The following is a 16,827-nucleotide window of genomic DNA, read 5'->3' on the forward strand; positions in this document are numbered from 1 at the left end:
CTATTTGCTAAGCCCAATGGATTTAAGAAACGGCTCGTTAGAAGCTTGGCGCCCTAAGAAATTTTCCACCATTTCCTCTTCATCCAGCGTGCCGCCGCGCTCTAAAATTTCTTTGCGGAATTTCCGCCCGATTTCCGGATTGCGAAGACCGGCTTTGGCAAACTCACCAAAAAAATCTTCCGCAATCACTTCAGACCACAAATACCCGTAATACCCGGCGTCATACCCGCCCATTAAATGCCCGAAAGACGCCTGGGGAATAGTGCCCGGGGTAAGCGGCAGCGCTCCGCCGCGTATTTTTTTAGTTAAAGAAAAATACAGTTTGGTGGAATCCGGCGTTTTGGCGCGGGTGTGCAGCGTCATATCGTATTGGGCAAAAAAGTTCTGCCGCAAGTACTGTCCGCCGGCACCGTAGTTTTTGGCGTTCAGCATGCGTTTAATTAAATCATCCGGAAGAGGCTCCCCTGTTTTATAGTGTTTGCTGATGGATTTTAAGACGGAGGGGTCCCACGCCCAGCGCTCCAGCATTTGGCTGGGCACTTCCACAAAATCCCAACTGACATTGGTGCCGGACAAAGCGGAATATTTGGCCTTGGTCAACGCGTTGTGCAGCACGTGTCCAAACTCGTGAAACAAGGTTTCCACTTCGCCGTGTTTTAAAAGAGAAGGCGTCTCTTTGGACGGCTTGTTCATATTGGCCACAATAGCCACAAACGGGGGTTGGTAAGTGCCGTCTTCTTTCAGCTCGCCGGAAACCAAATCAAAACAGGCGGCGTGCTTGTATTTGCCTTCGCGCGGGTATAAATCCATATAAAAATACGCCAGTAATTCTTTGCTTTGCGCGTCTACAATTTTAAAGGCTTTTACGTCCGGGTGCCAAGTAGGGATATCCACCGGCTCAAAAGCGATGCCAAACACCGTGCCAAAAAGTTCCAGCATGCCGTCTATCACTACTTGGGAAGGGAAATACTCTTTTATCTTTTCGCTGTCCAGCTCTAAATATTCTTTGCGGTATTTGTTGCTCCAATATCCGCTTTCCCAAGCGGCCAAGGTTTTGTTTTTGGTACCGGTTTTGGCGTTTTTATAAGCAATAAGTTCTTTGTCTTCTTGCTTGGCCATGGGTTTTAATTTCTTTTCCAAATCTTTCAAAAAAGCAAATACCGTTTCCGGGTTTTTGGCCATGCGGTTTTCCAACTTGGCGTGGGCGTGGGTTTTGTAACCCAACAGTTTGGCTATTTTGCGGCGCAGGGTAACGGTGTCTTCCAACAGCGCAATATTTTCTTCCCCGCCGCGGCGGTTGTATTTAAATTCCAACGCTTTGCGGGCCGGTTCGTCATCGGCGTTAAGCATGAAAGGAACGTAATCCGGGTAATCCAGGGTAACTAGGTATTTGCCGTCGGGTGTTTTTTCCAGCTTGCCGATATAATCTTCTCCCAGCCCGTTTAACTCCTCGCGCGTAACGGGCAGCGGGTCTTTGTATTCCTGCACGTTTTTGTCAAACTTCATAATGTATTCGGCTTTTTGTTTATTAAGTGCCTTGAACGTTTCCAAATCTTTGTCATTTAAATCCATACCGCTGTTTTTAAAACCAATAAGCATATCCTTAACCAGCTTGGCTTCTTCCCCTTCCAGCTTGGGGTTGGTGTCCGTGTATTCGCGGATAGCGCGGTACACGTCGCGCCGGGTGGCTACGTCCACCATATATTGGCTGATTTGCATTTGAAGGGCCAGGGCCGCGTCTCTAAATTCCTTATCCGTGGAGACATAGGAAAGAAATCCGCTCATCCCCAAGGCTTCGCCGTAACGGTCAAAAGCTTTTTCATAGCCTAAAATGGTATTTTCAAACGTGCGCTGCGCGGCGGGGATGGCAATGAGGGCCGCCAGGTCTTTTTCCAGTTGGACGCGGGCGGCCGCTTCGGCCGGGGCCAGGTCTTCTTTTTTATAGTCAAAATGTAAAACGCCGTTTCTAAACATGCTTTCCATACACATCGCTCCCATGGGCACCGCCCAGACCAATAAAACCAGTAAAATTATTTTTGTTTTTTTCATTGGAATATATTACACTTATTGTATCGGTTTTGGAACCGTTTGAAAAATAAGAAAAATCCGTACCCGGTTATAACGGTAAAGAAAGGATTTTCCTTTTTTTATTTGTTATAATTAATATTATATTAATTCACAATAGGAATTAGTGGAAAAAATAAAAATGTACGAAGCTTTTGTACCCAAAGAGATATTCCTTACCAAAGGAATCGGCAGACACAAAGAAAAACTGGCCAGCTTTGAAGAAGCGTTGAGAGACGCCAAAATCGCCAGCTTTAACTTGGTGCCTGTTTCCAGCATTTTCCCTCCCGGCTGCAAAACGGTGCCTGTTACAAAAGGCCTTAAAGAATTGCGCCCGGGCCAAATTCTGCATTGCGTAATCAGCAGAAACACAAGCAACGAATACCGCCGCTTAATTTCCGCGTCCGTCGGGCTGGCTATTCCGAAAGAAGGGCAAAAAACCCACGGTTATATATCGGAACACCACAGCTTTGGCGAGACGGACAAACAAGCCGGCGATTACGCCGAAGATTTGGCCGCCCTTATGCTTTCCACCACTTTGGGTATTGAGTTTGACAACAATACCACCTGGGACCAGAAAGAAGAAATCTGGCGCATGAGCGGCAAAATCGTCCGCACCACCAACATTACCCAATCCGCCATCTGCGTGGAAGGAATGTGGACCACCGTCGTCGCGGCTGCCGTATTTGTGAAATAATATCACCGGTAACATTGTGAGCGATAACGTACAAACCGATAAGTTTATGGGGCTAGAGAGCAAAAACAGCTCTCTGCCCCTTTGTAAATTTGCGGTAGTGCCCGTACCGTTTGAGAAAACGGTCTGCTACGGGCACGGCACCGCCAAAGGCCCCGCAGCCATTATTGAAGCCTCCACCCAAATTGAGCTTTGGGACGAAGAAACCAAAACCGAAACTTGGGAATTGGGTATTCATACCTGCCCTGCGGTAAATTGCAAAGGTTCCACCAATACGGTTTTTAAACACATTGATAAAACGGTGCGCAACTTAATGCAATATAAAGCCGTTCCTTTTTATATCGGCGGGGAACATACCGTTACCCAGGCATTGGCCCAGCCGTATATTGAAAAATACAAAAACCTGAGCATTTTGCACTTTGATGCCCACGCCGACTTGCGGGAAACCTTTGAAGGCACACCCAAAAGCCACGCCTGCGCGTTATACCCGGCCAGCCGCCAGGTGCCTGTGGTGCAAGTGGGGATACGCTCCGTTGCCAGCGAAGAAAAACAATACTGCAACGCGGGCAAAGTAACCACTTTTTTAATGCACGAACACCGTGATATTAAAAAATTAATTCCCCAAGTGCTAAAAAAATTAACGGATACGGTCTATATCACCATAGACGTAGACGGGTTTGACCCGTCCGTCATCCCGGCTACGGGTACGCCTCAGCCCGGCGGTTTTATGTGGTATGAAGCGTTGGACCTGTTCCGCGAAGTAATAAAACATAAAAAAATTGTAGCGGTAGACGTGGTGGAAGCCTGCCAAAGAAAGGCAGACACCATTACCGAATTTAACGCGGCTAAACTCATTTACCGTTTAATGGGTTACTTGGCGTTAAAAAAATAAAGCCGTTTTATGCGAAAGACCCCGCTTTTAGGCGGGGTCTTTTGCATATAAGGCTGTTTATAATCCTTGTTTCAAAATAAATAGGACAGTTTAAATAAACCGGAAATATATCCGTGACGCTTCTTGCCGGATACTCCCGCCAAATTATATCCGCCGTTATCAAACCAAAAACCTTGGTAACGCATTTCCAATCCCCAAGCCCAATGGCTGGCAAACTGCTTTTCCATACCTAAACCCAGGTAATAGGCAAAAGACGTATCCATAGCGGTTGTTTTGCTATGCAGATATTGCGACGACACCAAATTCGTTTCGCTTACTTCCAGCGTCCCTTTGCTGCGCGCCACACCCGCCCCAAACGGAACATAAAAACGCACCCTGCTTTGCGGGTTAAAAGTAAAACGGCCCACCGCCAACATATTATGTACGTTCATGCGGCTTTCTATATCTCTCTCCCACCAGCCAAACGGCGGGAACAGAATTCCTCGGCTCTGAAGGGCATCGTCAAAATTATTGCCATTATATTCCAAGCCAAAAGACCAGCGGTCATGAACCCGATAAATGTATTGCAGCCCATAAGATCCGGCTAAAGAGCCCCAATCCAAAGCATCATTACCATCGGAGTCAGGGTCTACCTCTTTCTCCATCAGCCCAGAATGACCCAAGGCAACGGCTCCTCCAAAAAAATGCTTACCGCCTGTTTGGGAGCGGCTATTGCCTGCGCCTGTATGGGAGGTGCCCATACGCTTACTATACCCAGTACCAGGGTGATTGCTAGTTGTTTTTTCATCATTTATCTCCGTATCACTCTCGCGCCGTAACGCCTGCTAAAGAAACAGCAAGCCACGGCAGCGTTCTTCCTATTACAAAAAGAAGAGTACTTTTATTCTTTTTTCCTGCAAACAAAAACCCGTCTTCATAGACGGGTTTAAAATCACAAGGAGGGGCAGGGCTCCACTGAGCCGTCTTCCCTGCGGATAAAACAATCCCCTCTTCCGGCGCGCCGCTTTGCCGCCGCTTTTTTACGAGCCAGCACCGCGGCATATTCCTCTACCCGGATTCTTTCTTCTTCCGCCACCAGTTTTTCCGCCAATTCTTTAAATCCGGCCTTTAAAGCATAATAAGAAGCGGTGTATCCAGCTTTATCCCGCGTGGTGACATTTGCCCCTAATAAAAGCAGGCTGGCGGCCAGTTTTTCATTCCCTTGCTTTACGGCCGCCAATAAAGGCGCGTCTTGCTCTGTACCTGGGCAGCCGTCAATAGGCAAAATATTGCGGATAAGCAAAGAATCCACCTCCGTTTGGTTTTTGCTGACCAAGGCCGCAGGCCAAAAACACCGGGAAGAAAAATCCGGAAAACTTTGTGCTTTGCTTAAGATATATTCTATGGCCAAACTTTTTGGATTATATGCAATAGCGCCGGACAAAGCCTGATAAACTTCCTCGGCGGAAGCATCTCCCGGCATCATAAAACGCACCAACTCCGGAGTCATACTTCCGGCATAAGCTACCCACAGCGGGCGCCCGTCTTTCCCTAAATCTTTACCACTGGCGCCGTTTTGCAACAGGAATTTCACACTGCGGTCATTATTTACCTGTAAAGCCACTTCCAACGGGGAGTAGCCGTCCTCATTAAGCCCGCGCGGGTCCGCTCCTTGTTCCAGCAACATTTGCATAGAAAGGGTATTGCCGTCTATGGCGGCCTCATGCAAAGACAGCACGACTTTTTTCTCTTCGGACGCAGAGGCCGCTTTCGGATTTTTCTGCATAGGAGTATCCGTTTTTCCGCAGCCAAATCCCAAACTTAAAAACAAACAAACAATTACAATATAAAAATTTTTATCTTTTTTCATAGATGTTATTATCCTACCAAACTCAAAACCCTTTGGCAATTAACAAAAATCCCGCCATACGGCGGGATTAAATTTTTACAGCGGCGGAAGCGGCCCCGGGTCATTCCCTTCCGGCAACACATAAGGCTTTTTCAGTAAAGATTTGGCTAAATCATCAAAGCCCCATTTATCTTTGAAAGACAATACATATTTATATTGTTTTACAGCTAAATCCCTTTCTCCCAGCAAGTCATATACCTGCCCCAGGCGCAGCTCATTCCACAGCCCCCAGCGGCTTACCGCTTGGTCTTTTAAAGCAAGTTTGCCCTGTTCAAACACAGCGCGGGCTCCTAGTATGTCTCCGCGCGCCATAGCCGCCGTACCCAGCGCCGTATAAGCGCGCGATATGTAGATATCTTTATAAAAAGGGTCTTTGCCTATCAGCTCTAAAAATTGGTTTGCCTGCCGGGTTACTTCATCTAAATTACCGGTTTCATACAGGCAGATAATTTCCACATAATGCATTAAAGGGTTTTTGGGATATTTGGCGCGCAACTGGCGGATATATTCCAACGACTTTTGCGGATTATAATATTTGCTCCCTCTTACATTTTGTATTTCAATCAAAATCAGTTTGGAGCTGTCCGCCGTGAACATGGCCTTCTCCCGGGACAGGTTTAGCTGTTTTACCCCTTCGTCCGGGTTGCCTTTAATGGCAACGATTTTGGCTAAAATTTTAATAACGGAAGGGAGCGTCCCCGCATAGTATTGGTAAATACCCAAGCCGAAGTAAGCGTCGTAATAGGTAGGGTCCAACTCTAGGGATTTTTCCAAATTAGAAATAGCTTTGCGCCCGGAAAAATAGGCCGTAATCCAACTGCGGTTGCGCATGCTGAACATGGCGCGCAAACCGTATAAAGCACCAATACCCATATAGGCGTTGGGGTCATCGGGGTGCTGTTTCATCCAGCGTTTAATGCCGGAAATAGAATCGTCTAGAATCTGCTCAAAAACTTTTTGTTGTTTTTCGTCGCTTTTTTCAAACTCGTATTCATAGCGGGACCAGGCAATCATGGCGTTGCCAAAATGAGCGAAAGGATGATCCGGATATTGGGAAAATACTTTTTGAATGTTTTGTTGGGCAACGTCAAAATCCAAGCTGTATACGCCGTTAATGCCTTCGCGCGCTTGGGCCATTACTTCCGCGGGGAGCTGTATCTCCGCATAAGACGGGGCGGCCAGCAACGCCGCCCCTATAAAACCTGCCAGCCATTTACGCATTATTTCTGGGCCTCAATTTTATCTTTGCCGAAATACGGGCGCAAGGCCTGCGGAATAATGACAGACCCGTCTTCCTGCTGGAAGTTTTCCAATATGGCGGCAAACGTGCGTCCTACGGCTAAGCCGCTGCCGTTTAACGTGTGAACATACTCCAGTTTGCCTTGGGCGTTTTTAAAACGCATGCCCATGCGGCGGGCCTGGAAGTCTAAACAGTTGGAGCAGGAGGAAATTTCTCTAAAGCGGTTTTCACTGGGCATCCATACTTCAATATCATAGGTCTTGGCGGAAGAAAAGCCGATGTCCCCGCTGCACAACTCCACCACATGATACGGCAGCCCCAATTCTTTTAACACTTCCTGCGCGTCAGAAACCATAATTTCCAACATTTGATAAGAATGCTGCGGATGGGAAAGCATCACCAGTTCCACCTTATTAAACTGATGGTTGCGGATTAAACCGCGGGTATCTTTGCCGTAAGTGCCGGACTCTTTGCGAAAGCACGGCGTGTAAGCGGTTAATTTAATAGGAAGTTCCGCTTCGGCAATAGTGCGGGTGCGGTTTAAATTGGTAAGCGGAATTTCCGCCGTGGAAATTAAAAATTGTTTGGGTTCGCCAACCAGCTCGTACATGTCTTCGCGGAATTTAGGAAGCTGCCCGGTTCCCACTAAAATTTCTTCATTAACAATGACCGGAGGTAAAATTTCCGTATAGCCTTTTTTGGCGTGCATGTCCAACATAAAAGAAATAATGGCGCGTTCCAAGCGGGCTCCGTCCCCTTTATACAAAGCAAACCGGCTGCCGGATAAAGAAGAAGCGGCGGCAAAATCCAAAATGCCTAATTTTTCCCCAATGCTTTGGTGGTCCAGCGGTTTGAAATTAAATTTGGGCAAAGCAATCGTGCAAGGCAGATATTCCGGGTTATCCGCGTCCGAAGCGCCCACGGGAATATGCTCATTAGGGATATTGGGAATGGATAAAAGGGCATCGTCTATTTGTTTTTTAAGCGGTTCCAATTCCGCTTCTTTGGCGGCCATTTCTTCTTTTAGTTTGCCCACCTGGGCCATGGCTTCTTTAGCAGCCTCGTCGCCTTGTTCTTTCTTAATTTTGCCGATGTTTTTAGACATTTCGTTGCGTTTGGCGCGCAGTTCTTCCACCTTGGCCAACACGGTTTTATAATGGGAATATTGTTCCAGTACGCAGTCAATTTGTCCGGCCAGTTCCGGCTTGCGCAACGCAAGGCGCTTTTTTACTTCTTCTGGGTTTGCAACGATATGCTTAATGTCTAACATAAAATACCTCTTATTACTCCTCTTCTTCTAATTGGATTAAATACGGTTGCGGAAAATACGGGCGGAAAGGCTTTAAGTTTTTGGAAGCGTATTCAATCGTCAGCGCCGTAAGCAAACGGGTGCTTACCGGCGCCACGGAACTTTGCGCCGCCACCAAAGCCGCCACCGCCAACACCGCCAAAACGGTTATTGCTTTAAAAAAAATAAAGATAGTTTCTATACAAGCTTGGGCGTAGCCGCCTTCCAGCCCTTGGTTTTTGCGTTTCATTCTTTTTGTAATTTAGCCAATTCTTTGGTGAAACTTTTTACCAACACGCGGGCCAAATAATCCGCGGCGGACAAAGCGCTGGAACCTTCGGCGTCATCTGAACCAATCCACACCACCTCGCCGGTTTCCACGTCCACCAGTTTGGCTATCACGCCTACTTGGGCATTAATGGTGTATTCTTGGGGGGTAACTTCGCTGGAATGGGAATATTCCGTCCCCACCCGGCGGGAATACGCCGCGTATGACCCGTCCGGCAGCTGCATGACATCCTGCGTGTATACCGGGCGGCTTTCCGTGCGGCGGGTGGCTACCATGGTTAATTCCGTACGGGTTGGCGTGTAAGCGGTTACCTCGCCCACCAGCAATACGTCCACCCCTAAAATTTTGCCTATTTCCCGTGTGGTTTGAGGGGATAAATAACCCGATACGGAAATATTGTGCTCCTGCAAAACGCTTTCCAGCTGCGCGCGTTCCACCACTTTAAACCCGGCGCTGATTAAATACTTGGCAAACAGGTTTTCCACCCCTTGCAGAGAAGACCAGCTGCTTTCAAATGACATAATCCCTATGCGTTGCATTTGGTTAAAATCATACGTGCGGCTGATGACTGTTTTGGGCGTGCACCCTGTAAACGTCAGGCAAAAAGCCAAAAGAGACAGGCAATATTTCTTCATAATTTCATTATATAATTTTCAAACAAAGCGCACACCAATAAAAGCTATAATTTATATCAGGAACTTTTTATGAATGATACCGTGTTTGAACAAAAAGCAAAGCAAATTAAAATGTTTTTAACCGATGTGGACGGCGTAATGACGGACGGCACCCTCAGTTTTTTTACAGACCAAACCGGCACCGCAAGGGAAATTAAACGTTTTGAATCCTTAGACGGAATGGGACTGTTGTTTTTAAGGTATTGCGGCATTTCCACCGGCATTATATCCAAAGGGAACAGTCCTACTTTAGAATTTTGGGCCAAAGCCTTGGGAATGGACACATTATATTACAATATTTCCGCCAAAACCCGCGCGTTGGAGCATATACAAAAAACCCGCGGCATTTCCCCTCAGGAAATTGCTTTTGTGGGAGACGATTTAATAGATTTAGGCGTTTTAAAACAAGTAGGCCTGCCGTTAAGCGTGCCCAACGCCGTGCCGGAAGCCAAGGAAGCTTCTTTGTACGTAACCAGCAAAACCGGCGGGCGGGGAGCCGTACGGGAGCTGGCTGAGAAAATACTCAAAGCGCGGGGCCAATGGCAGCAAGTGGTAAAAGATGTGGAAAGCGGCGTTTTTCAAAACCCGCAGGGTCCGCTGGCCATTGTACGCGGGCTATAACGTATTGTAAAAATGCTTTAAAACAGTTACAATAATTTAACTTATCTCTTGTAAAGGAGCGGTATGAAAAAACTCATTTTGTTGTGTGCTGTATTAACGGTGGCCCCCTTAGGCGCTTTTGCCAAAGACGCTTACCATGATTATTACGGCCTGGAAGAATACGGGCTGCGCAATAACACCACCCGCGTAGAATTTTATGGCGGCGTGGCCGAACCCCAAAGCAGTTGGACCCATAACGGGCAAGAAGTTGAAATCGGCAAAACCGGTTTTTCCGCCGGGCTGGCTTTTCTGCGCAACATTGGGCCGTTCTTTACTTTAGGTTTAGACGGTAACTATACAGGCTTTGCCAGCGGCGATAAATTTAACGCCGGCACGCAACAAGCCAAATACACCTCCGGTATCGCTACGGGGTTAATCATCGGGCGGTTTAATTTCTTCCCCTCCCAGCCCACCCGTTTATATATTACTTCCGGTTTGGGTATTGGGCATATGTTCTCTAAAGAGAAATTTGACGATGACACCCACGAAACTTTCAACAGCACCAGCTGGGCGGGTATGATTGGTGCCGGGGTGGAATTTGATATTGACGACACGGTCATCTTTGGCGTAGAAGGACGTTACAACTTGTTGGATTTAAACGATTCTTATTCGGACGCCTTGGGCAAAGGCAGTTATCATTATTTAAGCGCCATGTTAAAAATCGGCTGCCGTTTTTAATTGGCTATCACGGACACAAACCCGTTGCCCTAACGGACAGCGGGTTTTTTTATAATATAAAATCTTTTGCGACAGGAGACTTTTTATGGAATTACAAACCTATTCCGCCTTTACAATGGGAGCCTTGGCTCTCGTTGTGTTGGCCGCGCTGACTTTGCCTTTTTTAATACACAAAATAGAAGAAGAACTGGAAATATTTTTGTTGGTGTGCGGGGTAACGGCCGTCAGTATTTCCGGTTTATGGTCCGGGCACTTGGTGGCCGAAGGGTTAAAAGAGCCGCTCACCATCACGGCCGCCGTGTTGGTGCTGGGAGTATTGTTTAAACAGTTCGGCGCGTATTTGGCGCATGCCGTGCACTGGCTGGAAAAGAAAACCGGACCCCGGGCTTTGTTGTTTTCCGCCGTGCTGATACTAGGGTTAACGTCCAGCATTATTACCGCCATTGTAGCCGCGCTGGCCGCGGCGGAAATGGTGAAACTGCTTGATTTGGAACCCCGCCTAAAAACCAAATTGACCGTGTACATTTGTTTTGCCATCGGTCTAGGGGCGGTGCTTACCCCTATTGGGGAGCCCCTTTCCACTATTATTGTGGCTAAATTAAAAGACGCCCCGTATTATGCGGACTTTTTCTTCCTGCTTAAATTAATGGGCGTGTGGATTTTGCCCGGCATTTTACTTTTTGCCGTCTTGGCGGCGCGGCTGGGCAAAGGCAAAAAACTCACCCAGCCCGCGCAGGAAAACAGCCGCGGGGAAACGTATAAAACCATTCTCATGCGCGCGGGAAAAGTGTATTTGTTTGTGGCCGCGCTTATTTGGCTGGGGGAAGGGCTTAAACCGCTGGCCGCGCAAACCATTACCAAACTTTCCAAATACGCTTTATATTGGATAAACTCTCTCTCCGCCGTGTTGGACAACGCCACCCTGGCCAGTATAGAAATTATGCCGGCTTTAGGGCAGGAAACATTGGTGTTTTTAACCATGTCTTTAATTTTGGCCGGGGGATTATTAATCCCGGGCAATATTCCCAACATTATCTGCGCTTCTAAATTAAACATCAAAAGCAAAGAATGGGCGCGCGAAGCGCTGCCGGTGGGAATTGCGCTTATGGTAATTTACTTTGCCGTAATGTCTATGGTATTATAAAGCTATGGATGAAATTTTAATTAAAGTGGTGTTGTCGTTAATCTTGGGCGGGGCCTTGGGTATGGAACGCCAATACCATGATAAACCCGCCGGCTACGCCACCAACTGCTTAATTTGTTTGGGGGCCACGCTGTTCACGATTCTTTCACAATATATGGGAGAATTTGGCGGAGATCCGGGCCGCATCGCCGCGCAAATTGTAACCGGCGTGGGCTTTATCGGCGCGGGCTCTATCCTGCGTGACGGGAACAAAATATCCGGCTTAACCACCGCGGCCGGCGTGTGGCTGGTGGCGGCTATCGGCATGGCGGTGGGATATGGACAATATATTTTGGCTTCTTTGTTTGCCGCTTCCATTCTGCTTATTCAGCTGGGTGTGCGCAAAACCATCAAACTGCTGGAATTTGTAAAACATTATGACACTATTTACCTGCTCTGCACACCCAAATGGGCCGTGGTAGAGGACATCTGCCGCCGGATTGAAAGCCACAATATTTCCATTTTAAAACAAGAAATAACCAAGCAGGATAATTTGTTTGTAGTAGCCATTACCGCCACATTCACCGGGCGGGAATTTTATAAAATTACAAAAGATTTATTAGAAATGCCTGAAGTTAAATCTTTATATAAATAAACCCAGGATCATTTATGCCAGACGAGCCTATCCCTCTATTTAATTTGCAAGCCCAGTACCAATCCTTAAAACCCCGCATTCACCAAGCGGCCTTGGAAGCGTTGGATTCCAACCAATGGCTGCTTGGCCCGCAAACCCAGCAATTTGAAGCCGAATTTGCCGAATTAATTGGCGTAAAACACTGCATATCCTGCTCCAGCGGCGCCAGTGCGTTGCAAATTGCCTTGCTGGCCGCCGGTATTGGCCCGGGGGACGAAGTAATCACCACGCCTTTTACGTTTATGGCCACCACCTCTTCCATTTCATTAACGGGTGCCCGCTTTGTATTTGCCGATATTGACCCGCGCACTTATAATTTAGACGTGCAGGATATAGAACGCAAAATTATCAAAAACACCAAAGCGATTTTGCCGGTTCATTTATATGGCTATCCCGCCAATATGGAAGCCATTATGCACCTGGCTAATGAGCATGGGTTAAAAGTAATTGAGGACTGCGCCCAAGCCCATTTGGCCCAAGCGGACGGCGTTTGCGTGGGTGGCATAGGCACGGCGGGGGCTTTTAGTTTTTATCCCAGCAAGAATTTAGGCGCCTGCGGAGACGCCGGCTGCGTCACCACCAACGATGACGACGTAGCCGCCAAAGCCCGCTCTTTACGCCATTGCGGGCGCGCGCCGGACAAAGCCTATGAATATTTATGGGAAGGGTCTACCCTGCGCATGGACGAAGTACAAGCGGCTATTTTGCGCGTAAAACTGCCGCTCTTGGAAGAATGGACAGACGCCCGCCGTAAAGCCGCCGCCTGGTATGAAGAGGGCCTGGCCGGGGTACCGGTAACGCTTCCCCCCACGCCGCCGGCGGGGTGGAGCCAGTCTTTTTACGTCTATACCATACGCGCGGAACGGCGGGACGAATTGATGGATTTTTTGCGTAAGCGCTCCATAGGCTGCGCGGTGTATTACCCTATACCGCTTTACATGCAGCCGGCGTATGCCCACTTACATTTGGACCCGCAAGACTTTCCGCACACGCAAAAAGCCTGCCAGGAAGTGCTTTCTTTGCCGATGTTTCCGGAAATTACTCCCCAACAAGTGCAGCGCGTGTGTGACGCCATACGGGAGTTTTACGAAGCGGACGCAACCGTATAAACCGCTTTGCCATAAACAAACCCCCGCCGTAAAAACAAGCGGGGGTTTTGTTTTGGAAAAATTTTAATTGTTTTTCTTCCAGCGTTTTAACGAAGAAAGCACCAATCGCATCATTTCATGGGCTTGGCGGGAAGAAAGTTCCGGGTGACCTTGCATCATAAACGGCACGCAGGTTTCTATCATTTCGTCCATGGTCAAATCAGCCGTAAAGTCTCCTTTTTGAAAACAATAGGCACAATATTGCGGGTTGGGAGTGCCGTCTTCATTGGTCCCTAAAGATTCTTTGTCTAATAAAGGCATACCGCAGCTTTGGCAAAAAACGATTTTGTTATCCATTTTAAAATCATAACAAATCAAAAAAGAAAACGCAGCAAAAGAATGGGGTTTAAAAATTAGTTTAACTAACTTTTTGGTTTTTGCGCTTCTTTTCGCCCCAAAAGAGCCTTTCTCAACTAAAAAAGAGGGGGAAACAGCTTTTTTCTCGTCGGAGAATTTTATTTTAAGCAAAAAGCCCTGTCTTTATTATTTTTACAGGGCAGTTAATATACTTTGTTGATTTGTTGCTAATCCCGGCCCTAAAGTGCTTTTTTGCTAAAAAGAGGCTTTTTGTGTTCTCTGTTACAAAAACAAGGCGCATAAAACGCTTGTTTTTATAAAAGAACCATAAAATACAGCCAAAAAGCAAGGATTAAATATTTTTCGCAAATAAAAACCCCGGGGAAATTTCCCGGGGCCATGTAGGAGGGTTTTTATAATAATTTGTTTTTTAAACGGCCGGCTATATTATCCAGTTCATCTAAAGAATGATAATGGATAACCAGCGTACCCTTTTTAGGGTTTTTTCCGCATTTTACTTCTACCTTGGTGCCCAGGGCCGTTTGCAAGTCAGACTCAAAAGCGGTAATTTCCACCGGTTTGGCGGCTTTGCTGGGCTTGCCGGCCGGCACCATTAAAGCGCGGGCGGCGTCTTCCGCCTGGCGGACGGACATTTTATTCTTTTGCAGCTTAGCAAATAAAGCGGTTCTTTTGGCCGCGTCCGTTACCATTAAAAGCGCTTTGCCGTGCCCTTCCGTAATCACGCCGTCCTGCAAGGCTTGCTGCATTTCTTCCGGCAATTCCAACAAGCGAAGCGAGTTGGACACCGCCGCTTTGGACTTGCCGCAATACGCCGCCAGTTCCGTCTGCGTAACATAAAACTTACTCATTAAACTTTTATAGCCCAAAGCGGTTTCTATGGGGTTTAAATCCTCGCGCTGTATATTTTCAATAAGCGCCAACGCGCACATTTGTTTATCATCCAAATGTTTATGGATAATAGCGTCAATCTCCGTCAGCCCGGCCAGCTGGCTGGCGCGAAAACGCCGTTCCCCCACCACAATTTCATATTTATCCAAGCCCGCGTCATACACCACTACAATGGGTTGGGTAAGGCCGTGCTCTTTAATGGACTGGGCAAGCTCAGCCAGTTTCTCATCATTAAACACCCGGCGGGGCTGAAAACGGTTGGGAACGATTTTAGATACGGCAATTTTAGCTACTTGGTTGCCGCTTCCTTGTATGGCGGAGACGGGGTTTTCCACCATTTCCCGGGTTTGTTTGAGTAAGGCGTCAAGGCCTTTGCCTAAAGCTTGTCTGGACATACAAATCAGCCTCCGAAATCATAATTATAGGCCGCCGGGCCGGTAAAGGCGGCTTTTTTATAATCTGTAACATCTATACCGCGGCGGCTTAAAAATTCCGCCGCTAAATCTATGTAAGCCGCAGCCCCCCGGCAAGCGGGGTCATAATCAAAAATTGCTTGGCCAAAGCTGGGGGCTTCCGCCAAGCGGATATTGCGCGGAATTGGGGTTTTATACACTTTATCCCCAAAGAAGTGGCTTACTTCTTCCAGCACCTGTTTGGAAAGATTCATGCGGGAATCATACATGGTAAGAATACCGCCGTCCAGCTTTAAACGGGGGTTTAAAAATTGTTTAATTTTGCCAATAGTGGTCATAAAATGGGCCAAGCCTTCCATGGCATAATATTCACATTGTACGGGAGTGATTACGCTGTCTGCCGCCATTAAAGCATTCAACGTAAGCAAACCCAATGAGGGAGGACAATCTATCAAAATAAAATCATACATAGAGCGCAAGGGATTTAACGCTTCCGCCAACATATTTTCCCGTCCGCTGACATTAACTAGTTCTACTTCCGCCCCCGCTAAATTTTTACAAGCGGGAAGCACGTCCAGCATTTCATTAGCGGTTTGGCGGACCACTTCTTCAAAGCGGGCCGTTTTGGTAAGCAGGTGGTAGACGGATTTGTCCGTTTCTTCTAAATTTACCCCCAAACCGGAACCGGCATTGCCTTGCGGGTCAAAATCTACCAATAAAACTTGGCGGTTTAAGGTAGCCAACGCATAGGCTAAGTTAATAGATGTAGTGGTTTTCCCCACGCCGCCTTTTTGGTTGGCAATACAAATTATTTCTCCCATAGAATTCCTCCGTAAGCTACCTATATATTAAACCATAAAATCTAAAAGAAAAGCAACAGCCCAGTTTTCACGTGGAAACTATTGAATAATCCTCCAACGGGATACCGGCCAATGAATAAACCAAGCCTTTCCTTTTATATTCTCCCGCGGGACGGGGCCCCAAAAACGGGAATCGCAAGAATCGTCCCGATTGTCCCCCATGACAAAATAGCTGTTTTCGGGTACAATAACCGGGCCCATACTGTCACGCAGTTCCAATCCCAGCTCATTATCCAACTGGTGTTTGGCCCATAAAATCTGATAAGCTTCCTGGTCATATTCCGCTTCCGGGGCGATTCTTTCTACGTCTTGGTACTTTTCATACGGCTGGGAAGGAGCCAACTCATCATTTATCCATACGCGCCCTTGGCGTATTTCCACTTTATCTCCCGGCATGCCAATCACGCGCTTTACATAATCTTTGCCATATTGGTAACCGCCGCAGTTCATTTGTTTTTTGTCTTTGGCCGGGAAAGAAAAAATAACAATATCCCCCTTTTCAATGGGTTTAAATTCCCCAAAACGGATATCCGTTAACGGAATACGAAACCCGTACACGGCTTTATTAACAAATAAATGATCCCCCTCCAACAACGTATCACGCATGGAAGCAGAGGGTATTTTAAAAGCCTGTATAAAAAAGAACATCACAAAAGAGGCTACAAACCCGGCAAAATAAACCGTATTGGCCCAATCTAAATCCGCCTTTTGGATTTTATCCCGCTTATCCTGGTTGGCTTCATAGCCGGATTTTAAACCATAAAAAACGGCTGCCAATATACACAAATACACAAAAGCTCTTTTACCAGGGGCGATGGACTCCCCCCCTAAACCATTGGATATAATAAAAGAAACAACATACCAACCGCACCCTAAAATACACAATAAAAAAGCGCTGTGCCATATGCCAAAGCGCCAAGAAGTATGCAACACTTTCTTTTTATTCAGATAACGGGTAATTAGGGCAAAAACATACATCACACACGCAATAGTAAATAAACGTTGTTCCATAAAGA

At 47.0% G+C, this 16,827-nt stretch carries 19 protein-coding genes; 7 read left to right on the forward strand and 12 right to left on the reverse strand.

Annotation, left to right across the window (positions count from 1 at the left end):
- A complete protein-coding gene (locus tag ACQY33_RS01450) occupies positions 1-2,049 on the reverse strand; it encodes a M3 family metallopeptidase (RefSeq protein ID WP_428073379.1) in 2,049 nt (682 codons plus the stop codon).
- A 157-nt stretch (positions 2,050-2,206) separates the two neighbouring features.
- Here ACQY33_RS01450 and ACQY33_RS01455 point away from each other — a divergent pair, with 157 nt between their 5' ends.
- The gene (locus tag ACQY33_RS01455) at positions 2,207-2,761 is read left to right on the forward strand and encodes a pyruvoyl-dependent arginine decarboxylase (RefSeq protein WP_428073380.1); all 555 of its coding nucleotides are present in this window, start codon (positions 2,207-2,209) and stop codon (positions 2,759-2,761) included.
- Positions 2,762-2,777: 16 nt separating this feature from the next.
- Positions 2,778-3,650, forward strand: coding sequence for an agmatinase (gene speB / locus ACQY33_RS01460; protein ID WP_428073381.1), 873 nt, complete (start codon positions 2,778-2,780; stop codon positions 3,648-3,650).
- A 71-nt stretch (positions 3,651-3,721) separates the two neighbouring features.
- Here the strand turns inward: speB and ACQY33_RS01465 are convergent, their stop codons facing one another.
- The 7 genes from ACQY33_RS01465 to ACQY33_RS01495 form a co-directional block, all read right to left on the reverse strand.
- A complete protein-coding gene (locus ACQY33_RS01465) occupies positions 3,722-4,294 on the reverse strand; it encodes an outer membrane beta-barrel protein (RefSeq protein ID WP_428073382.1) in 573 nt (190 codons plus the stop codon).
- Positions 4,294-4,437: a hypothetical protein gene (locus ACQY33_RS01470; protein ID WP_428073383.1), complete on the reverse strand. Its 144-nt coding sequence runs from the start codon at positions 4,435-4,437 to the stop codon at positions 4,294-4,296. The genes ACQY33_RS01465 and ACQY33_RS01470 overlap by 1 nt, the downstream gene beginning before the upstream one ends.
- A 144-nt stretch (positions 4,438-4,581) precedes the next feature.
- Complete coding sequence (locus tag ACQY33_RS01475) at positions 4,582-5,499, reverse strand: ankyrin repeat domain-containing protein (protein WP_428073384.1); 918 nt, start codon at positions 5,497-5,499, stop codon at positions 4,582-4,584.
- A gap of 75 nt (positions 5,500-5,574) precedes the next feature.
- The gene (locus tag ACQY33_RS01480; RefSeq protein WP_428073385.1) at positions 5,575-6,759 is read right to left on the reverse strand and encodes a hypothetical protein; all 1,185 of its coding nucleotides are present in this window, start codon (positions 6,757-6,759) and stop codon (positions 5,575-5,577) included.
- Entirely contained in the window at positions 6,759-8,048 is a 1,290-nt protein-coding gene (serS, locus tag ACQY33_RS01485; RefSeq protein WP_428073386.1) for a serine--tRNA ligase, read from the reverse strand. Before serS ends, ACQY33_RS01480 begins: the two co-directional genes overlap by 1 nt.
- Positions 8,049-8,061: 13 nt before the next feature.
- Positions 8,062-8,316 (reverse strand): hypothetical protein, encoded by a 255-nt coding sequence (locus ACQY33_RS01490; RefSeq protein ID WP_428073387.1) that lies wholly within the window; start codon positions 8,314-8,316, stop codon positions 8,062-8,064.
- Positions 8,313-8,990 carry a CsgG/HfaB family protein gene (locus ACQY33_RS01495; RefSeq protein WP_428073388.1) on the reverse strand — a complete coding sequence of 226 codons (678 nt, stop codon included), beginning with the start codon at positions 8,988-8,990 and terminating at the stop codon, positions 8,313-8,315. Before ACQY33_RS01495 ends, ACQY33_RS01490 begins: the two co-directional genes overlap by 4 nt.
- A 69-nt stretch (positions 8,991-9,059) precedes the next feature.
- Between ACQY33_RS01495 and ACQY33_RS01500 the strand changes: the two genes are divergently transcribed.
- The 5 genes from ACQY33_RS01500 (at position 9,060) to ACQY33_RS01520 (ending at position 13,293) form a co-directional block, all read left to right on the forward strand.
- Complete coding sequence (locus tag ACQY33_RS01500) at positions 9,060-9,650, forward strand: KdsC family phosphatase (protein WP_428073389.1); 591 nt, start codon at positions 9,060-9,062, stop codon at positions 9,648-9,650.
- A 63-nt stretch (positions 9,651-9,713) separates the two neighbouring features.
- The gene (locus tag ACQY33_RS01505) at positions 9,714-10,367 is read left to right on the forward strand and encodes an outer membrane protein (RefSeq protein WP_428073390.1); all 654 of its coding nucleotides are present in this window, start codon (positions 9,714-9,716) and stop codon (positions 10,365-10,367) included.
- A gap of 85 nt (positions 10,368-10,452) precedes the next feature.
- A complete protein-coding gene (locus tag ACQY33_RS01510) occupies positions 10,453-11,511 on the forward strand; it encodes a DUF1646 family protein (RefSeq protein ID WP_428073391.1) in 1,059 nt (352 codons plus the stop codon).
- A 4-nt stretch (positions 11,512-11,515) separates the two neighbouring features.
- Positions 11,516-12,145, forward strand: a complete 630-nt coding sequence (locus ACQY33_RS01515) for an MgtC/SapB family protein (RefSeq protein WP_428073392.1) — start codon at positions 11,516-11,518, stop codon at positions 12,143-12,145.
- Between the two features lie 14 nt (positions 12,146-12,159).
- Positions 12,160-13,293 (forward strand): DegT/DnrJ/EryC1/StrS family aminotransferase, encoded by a 1,134-nt coding sequence (locus ACQY33_RS01520; protein WP_428073393.1) that lies wholly within the window; start codon positions 12,160-12,162, stop codon positions 13,291-13,293.
- Positions 13,294-13,356: 63 nt separating this feature from the next.
- Here the strand turns inward: ACQY33_RS01520 and ACQY33_RS01525 are convergent, their stop codons facing one another.
- The 4 genes from ACQY33_RS01525 to lepB all read right to left on the reverse strand — a co-directional run bounded on the left by ACQY33_RS01525 (position 13,357) and on the right by lepB (position 16,822).
- Entirely contained in the window at positions 13,357-13,629 is a 273-nt protein-coding gene (locus ACQY33_RS01525) for a zinc ribbon domain-containing protein (protein WP_428073394.1), read from the reverse strand.
- A 413-nt stretch (positions 13,630-14,042) separates the two neighbouring features.
- Complete coding sequence (locus tag ACQY33_RS01530) at positions 14,043-14,933, reverse strand: ParB/RepB/Spo0J family partition protein (RefSeq protein WP_428073395.1); 891 nt, start codon at positions 14,931-14,933, stop codon at positions 14,043-14,045.
- Positions 14,934-14,938: 5 nt separating this feature from the next.
- Positions 14,939-15,772, reverse strand: a complete 834-nt coding sequence (locus ACQY33_RS01535; protein ID WP_428073396.1) for a ParA family protein — start codon at positions 15,770-15,772, stop codon at positions 14,939-14,941.
- A 78-nt stretch (positions 15,773-15,850) separates the two neighbouring features.
- Positions 15,851-16,822 (reverse strand): signal peptidase I, encoded by a 972-nt coding sequence (lepB, locus tag ACQY33_RS01540; protein ID WP_428073397.1) that lies wholly within the window; start codon positions 16,820-16,822, stop codon positions 15,851-15,853.
- Between the last annotated feature and the right edge of the window lie 5 nt (positions 16,823-16,827).

Origin of the sequence: Candidatus Avelusimicrobium aviculae, assembly GCF_949292495.1 — a bacterium.
Classification (GTDB): Bacteria; Elusimicrobiota; Elusimicrobia; order Elusimicrobiales; family Elusimicrobiaceae; genus Avelusimicrobium; species Avelusimicrobium aviculae.